The 10641-nt window shown below is 77.9% G+C and carries 10 protein-coding genes; 5 read left to right on the top strand and 5 right to left on the bottom strand.

Annotation, left to right across the window (positions count from 1 at the left end; translation table 11 throughout):
* Nucleotides 1–842: SURF1 family protein (locus tag EJA20_RS16890; protein ID WP_338068841.1), on the top strand; the 842-nt coding region annotated here is incomplete at its 5' end.
* Nucleotides 839–1792, top strand: a complete 954-nt coding sequence (locus EJA20_RS16885; protein WP_129339704.1) for a glycosyltransferase family 2 protein — start codon at nucleotides 839–841, stop codon at nucleotides 1790–1792. The genes EJA20_RS16890 and EJA20_RS16885, both read left to right, overlap by 4 nt.
* Nucleotides 1793–1810: 18 nt before the next feature.
* Here EJA20_RS16885 and EJA20_RS16880 read toward each other — a convergent pair whose 3' ends face one another.
* Complete coding sequence (locus EJA20_RS16880) at nucleotides 1811–3544, bottom strand: ABC transporter ATP-binding protein (RefSeq protein ID WP_129339703.1); 1734 nt, start codon at nucleotides 3542–3544, stop codon at nucleotides 1811–1813.
* Complete coding sequence (locus EJA20_RS16875) at nucleotides 3541–5358, bottom strand: ABC transporter ATP-binding protein (protein WP_129339702.1); 1818 nt, start codon at nucleotides 5356–5358, stop codon at nucleotides 3541–3543. The genes EJA20_RS16880 and EJA20_RS16875 overlap by 4 nt, the downstream gene beginning before the upstream one ends.
* Before the next feature lie 186 nt (nucleotides 5359–5544).
* On the opposite strand from EJA20_RS16875, the gene EJA20_RS16870 reads away from it, so the two are divergent.
* Entirely contained in the window at nucleotides 5545–5925 is a 381-nt protein-coding gene (locus tag EJA20_RS16870; RefSeq protein WP_129339701.1) for a DUF3817 domain-containing protein, read from the top strand.
* Nucleotides 5922–7490 carry a glutamine-hydrolyzing GMP synthase gene (gene guaA / locus EJA20_RS16865; protein WP_129339700.1) on the top strand — a complete coding sequence of 523 codons (1569 nt, stop codon included), beginning with the start codon at nucleotides 5922–5924 and terminating at the stop codon, nucleotides 7488–7490. The genes EJA20_RS16870 and guaA overlap by 4 nt, the downstream gene beginning before the upstream one ends.
* A gap of 3 nt (nucleotides 7491–7493) precedes the next feature.
* Here guaA and EJA20_RS16860 read toward each other — a convergent pair whose 3' ends face one another.
* Nucleotides 7494–8042 (bottom strand): type 1 glutamine amidotransferase domain-containing protein, encoded by a 549-nt coding sequence (locus EJA20_RS16860; RefSeq protein ID WP_129339699.1) that lies wholly within the window; start codon nucleotides 8040–8042, stop codon nucleotides 7494–7496.
* A gap of 130 nt (nucleotides 8043–8172) precedes the next feature.
* On the opposite strand from EJA20_RS16860, the gene EJA20_RS16855 reads away from it, so the two are divergent.
* On the top strand, nucleotides 8173–9324 hold the full coding sequence (locus EJA20_RS16855) for a glycosyltransferase family 4 protein (RefSeq protein ID WP_129339698.1): 1152 nt from the start codon (nucleotides 8173–8175) through the stop codon (nucleotides 9322–9324).
* Nucleotides 9325–9459: 135 nt separating this feature from the next.
* Here EJA20_RS16855 and EJA20_RS16850 read toward each other — a convergent pair whose 3' ends face one another.
* Both EJA20_RS16850 and EJA20_RS16845 read right to left on the bottom strand, forming a co-directional pair.
* Nucleotides 9460–9903: a hypothetical protein gene (locus tag EJA20_RS16850; RefSeq protein ID WP_129339697.1), complete on the bottom strand. Its 444-nt coding sequence runs from the start codon at nucleotides 9901–9903 to the stop codon at nucleotides 9460–9462.
* Between the two features lies 1 nt (nucleotide 9904).
* A partial coding sequence (locus EJA20_RS16845) for a LiaF domain-containing protein (protein WP_240675603.1) occupies nucleotides 9905–10641 on the bottom strand: 737 nt, incomplete at its 5' end.

Here is a 10641-nt window from a genome sequence, read left to right as displayed (position 1 = left end):
GGGCGCCGCGCGACGTGCCGCCCGACCCGGGGCGGGGCCCGGGGCCCGGGGCGGTGGCGGCCGTGCCGCCCGTCCCCTTCTGGCGCGCCGCGGTGCGGCCGCGCTCCGTCGGCCTGCTGCTCCTCCTGCTGCTCGCCGCCGCGGTCTGCGGGCGGCTCGGCGCGTGGCAGCTCGACCGTGCGCAGCTGCGGGGGGAGGCCGACGAGGCGCGCCGCGTCGCCGAGGCGGCGGCCGCCGCCCCGGAGCCGATCGACGCGGTGCTGCTCCCGGGCGAGGCCGTCACGGGGGCGATGGTGGCGCGCACGGTGCAGGTGCGCGGCACGTACGACCCCGCCGGCCAGCTCGTCGTGACCGGGCGGGCGCACGAGGGACGCACGGGCGAGCTCGTCCTCACGCCGTTGACGGTGCAGGGTGGTGCGGGCGACGGGACCGTCCTGCCGGTCGTGCGCGGCTGGCAGCCCGCCGGCGCCGCGCCGCCGGCCCCGCCTTCCGGGACGGTGACGGTCGTCGTGCACCTGCAGGGCGCGGAGGCCGCCACCGGCACCACCGGCGGCGGCCGCACGGAGGCCATCTCCTCCGGCGAGCTCGTGAACGTGTGGGGCGGCGCGCCCGTCTACGCGGGCTACGGCGTCCTCGTCACCTCCGACCCGCCGCAGGCGGGAGGGCTGGCCGCGCTGGACCCGCCGAGCCGGTGGGGCACGGGGCTCAACGTGCGCAACCTCGCCTACGCCGCCCAGTGGTGGCTGTTCGGCGGCTTCGCCCTCGCGCTGTGGGTGCGCCTCGTGCGCGACGACGCGCGGGGGGAGGGACCGGGCACCGCGGTGCCCGGCCTCCCCGCATGAGCGCGGCGCCGCCCGCGACCGGGGAGGTGGGCGTCGTCGTGACCAGCCACGACCAGGGCGGCCTCGTGGCCGAGGCGGTGGCCTCGGCCCGCGCGCAGGACCACCCCGGCGTGCAGGTGCTCGTCGTCGACGACGGGTCGACCGACCCGGCCTCCCTCGCGGTCCTGGACGCGCTCGTCGCGGACGGCGTGCCGGTCCTGCGGCAGGCCAACGCCGGCGTGTCCGCCGCCCGCAACGCCGGCGCACGGGCCCTGGGCACGGAGCTCGTCGTGCTGCTCGACGGCGACGACCGCCTCGCGCCCCGATTCGTGGCCGCGGCGCGCGAGCGGCTGGGGCGGCCCGGCGTCGTCGCGGTGTCGAGCTGGTTGCGGCTCGTCGGGGTGGCGAGCGGCGTCGTGCGGCCGCCCGGGGGAGCCCTGCGCGACTTCCTGGCGCGCAACGCGGCGCCCGCCACCGTCCTGCTGCGCCGCGGGGACCTGGAGCGGGCGGGCGGGTACGACGAGACGCTGCGCGAGGGCTTCGAGGACTGGGACCTCTACCTGCGGCTGCTGGCGCACGGGGGTCGGGTCGAGGTCGTCCCCGAGCCGCTCGTGGACTACCGGACCGCGCCGGCGTCCAGCAACGTGCGCAGCATGGAGCGGCGGCTGGAGCTCTACGGCGCGCTCGTCGACCGGCACCCCGAGGCCTTCGCGGCGCACCTGCGCCACGTGCTGCTGGAGCAGGAGGCCACCTCCACCCGGCGGCTGCTGCGCTGGGAGGCCGTGGTGCGGGACGGGCCGGGCGCGGACGACGGCGAGATCACCTTCGGCGACGGCGGCATGGCCGCCGCCGTCCGGCTCGCCGCCGCCCGTGCCGCCGGCACCCCCGGGGCCGCCCCGGCCGCGCCCCCGACCGCGCCCCCGACCGCGCCCCCGACCGCGCCCCCCGACGCCGGACCGGTGCCTGCCTAGGGCCCGTCCAGGGCCCGTCTAGGTGTGCTGCCAGGACCGCCAGAGCGCGGCGTACTCGCCGCCCGCCGCCACGAGGTCCTCGTGGGGGCCGATCTCGCTGATGCGGCCCGCGTCCACCACCGCGACGCGGTCCGCGTCGTGCGCGGTGTGGAGGCGGTGGGCGATCGCCACGACGGTGCGCCCCGCGAGCACCGCCGACAGCGACCGCTCGAGGTGCCGCGCGGCGCGCGGGTCGAGGAGCGAGGTCGCCTCGTCGAGCACGAGCGTGTGGGGGTCGAGCAGCACGAGCCGGGCCAGCGCGACCTGCTGCGCCTGCGCCGGGGTGAGGACGGCCCCGCCCGACCCGACCTCGGTGGCGAGGCCGTCGGGCAGCGCACGCACCCACCCCAGGGCGTCCACGGCGCGCAGGGCGTCCTCCAGCTCGGCGTCGCCCGCGTGCTCCCGCGCCAGCCGCAGGTTGTCCGCGACGGACCCGACGAACACATGGTGCTCCTGGGTCACGAGGGCGACGTGCCCGCGCAGGTCCTCCAGCGGCAGCTCGACCAGCGGGACGCCGCCGACCGTGACGCGGCCGCCCGTGGGCGGGTGGATCCCCGCGAGCATGCGCCCCAGCGTCGACTTGCCGGCGCCGGACGGCCCGACGACCGCCAGGCGCTCGCCGACCCGCAGGTCGAGGTCGATGCCGTGCAGCACGTCGTGGCCCTCGCGGTACGCGTAGCGCACCCCCGCGGCCACCACGTGCTCGTCCGTCGGCACCGCGGTGCCGGCCGTCCGGTCGCCCTCGACGAGGCGCACGCCGACGATCCGGGCGAGCGAGACCGTCGCGACCTGGATCTCGTCGAGCCAGAAGATGAGCTCCCAGACCGGGCCGATCATCTGGTACGCGTACAGGACGACCGTGGTGACGGCGCCGATCGTCACCTGGCCCTGGGAGGCGAGCCAGCCGCCCCAGAGGAGGACCGCGGCCGGGGCCAGGACGAAGGTGAGGTCGACGCTGGGGAACAGCACCGACCGCAGGAAGAGGGTGCGCCGCTCCGCCGTGAAGGCCTCGCGCAGGTCCTCGTCCATCCGGGCCTCGCGGCGCGCGCCGAGCCCGAGGGCGTCGACGGTGCGGGCGCCCTCGACGGTCTCCGTGATGGTGCCGTCGAGCACCGCGTACGCGGCGGACTCGCGCAGGTAGGCGGGGGTGGCGCGCCGCAGGTACCAGCGCACCGTGGCGACGAGGGCCGGCACGCCGAGGAACAGCGCGAGGGAGGCGAGGGGGGCGACGAGCACGCACGCGAGGACCGTGAGCGTGATCGTCGTGACGGCGACGATGACGCGCGGGACGCCGAAGCGGACGGCGTGCTGCAGCTTGTTCACGTCGTTCGTCGTGCGCGCGACGAGGTCGCCCGTGCCCGCGCGCTCCACGACGGACAGGGGCAGGCGCGTGAGCGTCTCGACGAACTCCTCCCGCAGCTCCGCGAACACCCCCTCGCCGAAGACCATCGAGCGGCGCTGCGCGGTGCGGATGAGGGCGGTCTGCGCGAGGACCGCCACCGCCCCGAGGGCGACGAGCCGGTTCACCTCGCCGGTGGTCGTGCCCGCGGTGACGGCGTCCACGAGGCGGCCGAGCAGCCAGGGTCCGGCGAGCCCGGCGACGGCGGCGAGGACGTGCAGCGCGGCGACGACGCCCAGCGGCCGGGCGTGCCGGCGGCCGAGCTCGAGGGCGTAGGCGCGCACCTGGGGCGCCTCGGCGACGGGCAGCTTCACGGCCGGCCCCCCGCCGCGGGGGCGGACGCGGTGAGGACGCCGCGGTCGTCCGGCGGCGCGGGCGCGTCCCCGGCCGCCTCCGAGAGCCGGCGGTCGACGACCCGCCGGTAGGCCGCCCGCGTCCCGGCGTCGACCGCCGGGTCCTCGAGCAGCCGCGCGTGCGGCGCGACCGCCGCCACCCGCCCGTCGACGAGGAACGCCACCTCGTCGACGTGGTCGAGGACGAGCGGGCTGGCCGTGACGACGAGGGTCGTCCGGCCGCGGCGCACGTCGGCCAGGCGGGCGGCGATGCGGGCCTCCGTGTGGGCGTCGACGGCGCTGGTCGGCTCGACGAGCACGAGCACCTCCGGGGCGGTGAGCAGGGCGCGGGCGAGGGCGACGCGCTGGCGCTGCCCGCCCGACAGGGACCGGCCGCGCTCGGGCAGTGCGCCGTCGAGGCCGTCCGGCGTGGAGTCGAGCACGTCCTGCGCGTCGGCCGCGGCGAGCGCGGCGAGCAGCCCGGAGCGGTCGGCCGTGCCGCGCGGGTCGAGCTCGTGCGCGAGGGCTCCGGAGAACAGGTGCGGCGCGGCCTCGGCGACGACGACGCGCTCCCGCAGCGCCGCCAGGTCCAGCTCGCGCAGGGGCACCCCGCCGAGCCGCACCGGCGTGGCCGCCTCCGCCGCGTCGTCGAACCGGCCCAGGCGCGTGGCCACGGCCGCCGACGCGTCCGGGTCCGCCGCCACGAGGGCGACCACCCGGCCGGGGCGCAGGACGAGCCCGGAGGCCTCGTCCACGAGCTCGGCGCCCGGCGGCGGCAGCGGTGCGCCGCGGCCCGTCCCCGTGGCCGGCGCGATCCGCAGCACCGCGACGACCTTGCCCGCGCCGACGTGGGCGCGGGTGGCGGCGCCGAGCGTCTCCGTCGCGCTCTGCACGGGCCACCCCAGGAACGCGGCGAAGCCGTAGACGGACACGAGCTCGCCGGGCGTCAGGGCGCCGGCCACCGCCTGGTGCGCCCCGAGCCACAGCAGCACGACGACGAAGGTGCCCGGGAGCAGCACCTGGAGCGCGTCCAGCCACGACTGGGTGGTGGCCACGTGCACGCCGCGGGCCCGCACGGCCTGGGACTGCCGGCGGTACCGGCCGACGAAGACGCCCTCGCCGCCGATCCCGCGCAGGACGCGCAGGCCCGCGACGGTGTCCGCGCCGAGCGTGGTCAGGCGGCCCGACGCCTCCCGCTGCGCCGCCTGGCGCCGCTGCAGGGGGCGGACGAGCAGGGCGAGCGCGACGGCCACGGCCGGCAGGCCGAGCACCACCACGAGGCCCAGCGGCACGGAGATGCGCAGCACGAGGACGGCGGCGACGCCGTAGGCCGCCACGCTCCCGAGGAACCGGGCGGCGGTGGCGTACAGCTCGCCGACGCGCAGGGCGTCGTTCGCGACCGCCGAGACGACCTCGCCGGTGGGCAGCTCCGCCGTGATGGCGTGCCCGGACCGGGCGGCGGCCCGGCCCACGAGCTGGGAGGAGGTGAACGCGGCGCGCATCCAGTTCGTCACGTCGTAGCGGTGGCCGACCGCGCCGGCCAGCGCGCTGACCGCCCCGAGCACCAGGAGCAGCGCCGCCGACCCCCACAGCCGGGGCCCGAACCCGTCCTCGAGCCCGCCGTCGACCGCGCGGCCCGTCAGGAGCGGCAGCAGGGCCTGGCAGCCCATCGCGACCATGCCGAGCAGCACCGCGACGGTGAGGATCCCCCACTGCCGCCGGGCGATCCACCACAGGTACGCGCCGGCACCGGTGACGGGGGGAGTGCCGGGGTCGGCGAGGGGGAGGGAGCGCACCCGTCGACGGTACGGGGCGGCACCGACACGGCGGCAAGCGCTTTAGCGGCGGCGCGTTCGGGTGCGACCCCGTGGGCCTGTGGGCGCGACCGTGGCGCAGGGTGGCGGGCGTCGGCCGGCCCGCGGCCGTGGGCGATGATGGGGCAGCCCGCCGACCGCGCCGGACCCGCACGAGTGAGGACCCCCATGACCGAGACGACCGCCGCCCCCGCCGCCGCCCGCTGGGCCGCGAAGGCGACCGGGGCGCTGAGGCGCTACCGGGTGATGGCGTGGGTCACGGGCGTGATGCTCCTGCTGCTCGTCGTCGAGATGGTCCTGGCGTACGTCGTCGGCGCGCCCGACGCCGTCCTGCGGTACCTCGCGTGGATCCCCTTCGCGCACGGCTGGATCTACGTCGTGTACCTCGTCACCGTCCTCGACCTGTGGTCGACGATGCGCTGGCGCTGGGGCCGCCTCGCCGCGCTCGTGCTCGCCGGCGTCGTCCCGGTGCTGTCCTTCGTCGTCGAGCGGAGGGTCCACCGCGAGGGCGAGGAGCGGGTCGCCGCCGCCACTACCCTGGGCGCGTGACGACCGACCACCAGCCCGTCCTCGTCGTCGACTTCGGCGCCCAGTACGCGCAGCTCATCGCGCGGCGCGTCCGCGAGGCGAACGTCTACTCCGAGATCGTGCCGCACACGGCGTCCGTGGCGGACCTGCTCGCCAAGGACCCGGCGGCGATCATCCTGTCCGGCGGCCCCTCGTCGGTCTACGCCGACGGCGCGCCCTTCGTCGACCCGGCGCTGTTCGAGGCCGGGGTGCCCGTGCTCGGCATCTGCTACGGCTTCCAGGCGATGGCCAAGGCCCTCGGCGGGACGGTCGCGCAGACGGGGCAGCGCGAGTACGGCGGCACCGGTGTCGAGGTGCGCGAGGGCGGCACGGTCCTCGAGGGCAGCCCCGGGCACCAGACGGTGTGGATGAGCCACGGGGACGCGGTGCACGCCGCGCCCGAGGGGTTCCAGGTGCTCGCGACGAGCGCCGGCTCGCCCGTCGCGGCGTTCGAGGACCGGGACCGTCGCCTGTTCGGCGTGCAGTGGCACCCCGAGGTCAAGCACTCGCCCCTGGGCCAGACGACGCTGGAGAACTTCCTCTACCGCGGCGCCGGCCTGCGCCCCGACTGGAACCCCGGCAGCGTCATCGCCGAGCAGGTCGAGAAGATCCGGGCCCGGGTCGGCGACGCCCGCGTCATCTGCGGCCTGTCCGGCGGCGTGGACTCCTCCGTGGCGGCGGCCCTCGTGCAGAAGGCCGTCGGCAGCCAGCTCACCTGCGTGTTCGTCGACCACGGGCTCCTGCGCTCCGGAGAGGCGGAGCAGGTCGAGGAGGACTTCGTCGCGGCCACGGGCGTCCGCCTGAAGGTCGTCCCGGCCGTCGACCGGTTCCTCGGGGCGCTCGCGGGCGTCACCGACCCCGAGACGAAGCGCAAGACCATCGGCCGCGAGTTCATCCGCGTCTTCGAGGACGCGGCGCGCGAGGTCGTCGCCGAGGCGGGCGACGCCGGGGGCGAGGTCAAGTTCCTCGTGCAGGGGACGCTCTACCCCGACGTCGTGGAGTCCGGCGGCGGCGAGGGCGCGGCGAACATCAAGAGCCACCACAACGTGGGCGGTCTGCCCGACGACCTGCAGTTCGCCCTCGTCGAGCCGCTGCGCGAGCTGTTCAAGGACGAGGTGCGGGCCGTCGGCCTCGAGCTCGGCGTGCCGGAGGCCATCGTGTGGCGCCAGCCGTTCCCCGGCCCGGGCCTCGGCATCCGCATCATCGGCGAGGTCACGCACGAGCGGCTGGAGATCCTCCGGGCCGCGGACGCCATCGCCCGCGAGGAGCTCACGCGCGCCGGGCTGGACCGCGAGATCTGGCAGTGCCCGGTCGTGCTCCTCGCCGACGTGCGCAGCGTCGGCGTCCAGGGCGACGGCCGCACCTACGGGCACCCCGTCGTGCTGCGGCCGGTCTCGTCGGAGGACGCCATGACGGCGGACTGGACGCGCCTGCCCTACGACGTGCTGCAGGTGATCTCCACGCGCATCACCAACGAGGTGCCCGAGGTCAACCGTGTCGTCCTCGACGTCACGAGCAAGCCCCCGGGCACCATCGAGTGGGAGTAGCCCTCAGGCGAACAGCTCGACGAGCCGCGTCGTGAACGCCGGCAGGTCGTCGGGGTCGCGCGAGGTCAGGAGGGGGAAGCGCGTCGTGTCGACGACGGCCTCCTCGTCGCGCCAGCTGCCGCCCGCGTTGCGGATGTCCGTGGCCAGGCTCGGGTAGGACGTGAGGGTCTTCCCCTCGACGAGCCCCGCCTCGACGAGGAGCCAGGGCCCGTGGCAGATCGCCGCGACGGGCTTGCCGGCGCCGGCGACGGCGGTGACGAGGGCGACCGCGTCGGCCTCCAGGCGCAGGGAGTCCGCGTTGACCGTGCCGCCGGGGACGACGAGCGCGTCGACGTCCTCGACGCGCACGTCCGCCAGGGTCCGGTCGACCGGGTAGGTGCCGCCCGGGCCGAGGTCGTCGTTCACGGTCCGCACCTCGCCGGCCTCGGGCGCGACGAGGAGCGCCGTCCCGCCCGCGTCGCGCACGGCCTGCCAGGGCCGCGTGAGCTCGGGCTCCTCGATGCCGCGGGTGCTCGTCAGGAAGACGACCGTCTTCCCCGTCAGGTCGCTCATGGGTCCTCCTCGTGGGGTCGGTGCCCGACGAGCCTGCGGCGTCGGCCGCCCGGCCGCACCCGCAGGGCCCGGTCGGCCCGGGCGGCCCGGGCGCCACGGTCGGCCCGGTCGGCACGTCTAGGGTGGCGCCGTGCGGATCGTCCACGTCTCGGACTGCTTCTCCCCGCGCGTCGGCGGGATCGAGTCGCAGGTGGGGGACCTGTCGGCCCTCCAGGCCGCGCGCGGCGACGAGGTGCACGTCCTCACGGCGACCCTCGGCGAGGCGGGCGAGCGGGGCGGCGTCGTCGACACGGAGCGCGGCGTGCACGTCCACCGGCTCGGCGCCCGCCTGCCGTTCGACCTGCCCGTCAACCCCGTGCAGGCGCGCCTGCTGCGGGAGGCGCTGCGGGCGGTGCGGCCCGACGTGGTCCACGTGCACGCCGGCGTGGTCTCGCCGTTCGCGGCGGACGGCGCCCGGATCGCCCTCGCCGAGGGGCTGGCGACCGCCGTCACCTGGCACTGCATGCTCGACGGCATGGTGCCGCTGCTGCGCCTCGCGCGGGGGCCCGTCACCCGGCTGGCGCGCGGCGCCGCGCTGTCGGCGGTCTCGGGCGCGGCCGCCGAGCGGGTCCGGCAGGTCGTCGGCCCGGGGGTGCCCGTCGACGTGGTGCCGAACGGCATCGACCTGAGCGCCTGGGTCCCCGGCCCGGCGGACGGCCCGGCGGTGCCGGACGACGACGGCCCCCTGCGCCTCGTCGCGACGATGCGCCTGGCGCCCCGCAAGCGGGCGGTGCCGCTCGTGCACGCCGTCGCCGACGCCGCGCTGCGGCTGCCGCCGGGGTCCGTGCACCTCACGCTCGTCGGCGACGGGCCCGCGCGCGCCCGCGTCGAGGCCGTCGTGCGGGAGCGCGGCGCCGAGGGGCTCGTCGAGCTGCGGGGGCGGCTGCCGCGCGAGGACCTGCGCGCGGTCTACCGGCGCTGCTCCGTCTACCTGGCGCCGGCCGAGCTCGAGGCGTTCGGCATCGCGGCGCTCGAGGCGCGGGCGGCGGGGCTCGCGGTGGTGGCCCGCGCCGGGACCGGGGTGGCGGAGTTCGTCGCCGACGGGACGGACGGGTTCCTCGTCGACGACGACGCGGGGATGACGGAGGCGGTGATCCGTCTCGCGGCGGACCCCGTGCTCCGACGGCGGCTCGTCGCGCACAACCGGGCCGTGGTGCCGGACTTCGGGTGGGACCGCCTGCTGGCGGAGGTCGACGCCGCGTACGGCAGCGCCCGGGACCGGCGGGCCGCCGCGCAGGGCTGACGGGGCTGACGGGGCCGAGCGCGATGTCCGGGTGGGTGTCCGGGCGCGGTGTCCGGGCGCGGCGGTGCCGGCGCCCCGGGCGGGGCGCCGGCCTGTGCCGTGCGGTGGGGCCTGCGGGCCCGGGTGCGCGCCCGGTCAGCGCCGGTCGGCCCGGGCGGACCGCAGCCCGGCGGTGAGGGAGCCGACGAGGAGCGCGACGCCCGCGAGGGCGAGGAGCCCGATGAGGGCGAGCCCGGCGTCGATCCGGGCCCCGGCGACCGTGGCCAGGACGCCGACGCCGAGGACGGCGACGACGAGCCCCCAGACGACGGTGGCGACCGACGGGCCCTGGGGGGCGGGCGGGTCGAGGGTCGTCGCGCCGAGGGGTGTGGCGCCGGCCGTGCCCGTGCCGCCGGTCGGGCTGCCGAGGTCCTCGGCGGGGAGGTCCGGACGGGCGGGGGCGTCCCAGGGGGCGTCGCCGGGGGTGCCGGGGCCGGTCGTGGTGCTCATGGTGTCCTCCGGGGAGCGGGTGCCCGTGACGGGCGGGATGGGGAGGGGGGTCGTGGCGGGGCCCTGCGGCCCCGGGCGGTCGTCGCTCACGTCAGCCCTCCTCCACGCTCACGTTGCCCATGCCGACGTGCACCACGAGGTGCAGCTCGGCGTCCTCGCCGTCGGCGATGCCGGGCGTCCGGACGTCGAGGCTGTTGCCGGCGCCGTCGCGCCGCTCCTCGACGCCCCCGACGGACCAGTCGATGTTCCCGAGGCCGACCTCCACGTCCGCGGAGACCTCCGTGCCGCGCGGCACCACGAGCTCGACGTTCCCGGCGCCGACGTCCACCGGGACCACGAGGGTCGAGCCGTCGAGCGGCAGCTCGGTGAGGTCGAGCCGCACGTCGCCCATGCCCTGCTCGATGCCGCCCGACGCCTGCTGGCGCTGCGTCCACGTGACGTCGAGGTCGCCGAAGGCGGGTCCGCCGCGACGCTCCCAGGGGCCGTCGACCGTGCCGTGCGCCAGCCCGAGCGGCACCGCGACGAGCGCCGTGGCGACCGCGAGCACGCCGAGCGCCCCGCTGGTGCGGCCGCGCAGGCCCGCCAGGAGGATCGCCAGGCCCGTGACGAGGAGCCCGATGCCCGCCGCGGTGAGCAGCACGGGGCCCTCGAACCGGTCGGCGCGCTCGAGGAGCAGCAGCGTCGCGACGGTGAGGAGCATGAGGGCCACGACGGCGCCGACCGCACCGGTGCCCGGGCCGCGGCGCCGGGGGCGCGGGGGACGGGGCGGCGGCACCGGCGCACCGGCGGGGCCGCCGAGGCCGGTCCAGCCCCCGGGGGTGCCGGGCC

This window comes from Cellulomonas endophytica (assembly GCF_004123805.1).
Classification (GTDB): Bacteria; Actinomycetota; Actinomycetes; order Actinomycetales; family Cellulomonadaceae; genus Cellulomonas; species Cellulomonas endophytica.
Note: the sequence above shows the minus strand (reverse complement) of the source record. Positions and strands in the feature narration are given on the sequence as shown.

What these genes read in the sequence shown, in the direction of transcription:
- EJA20_RS16860 (WP_129339699.1), bottom strand. Translation starts at nt 8,042, where the DNA reads ATGAGCGACCTGACGGGGAAGACGGTCGTCTTCCTGACGAGCACCCGC.
- EJA20_RS16885 (WP_129339704.1), top strand. Translation starts at nt 839, where the DNA reads ATGAGCGCGGCGCCGCCCGCGACCGGGGAGGTGGGCGTCGTCGTGACC.
- EJA20_RS16870 (WP_129339701.1), top strand. Translation starts at nt 5,545, where the DNA reads ATGACCGAGACGACCGCCGCCCCCGCCGCCGCCCGCTGGGCCGCGAAG.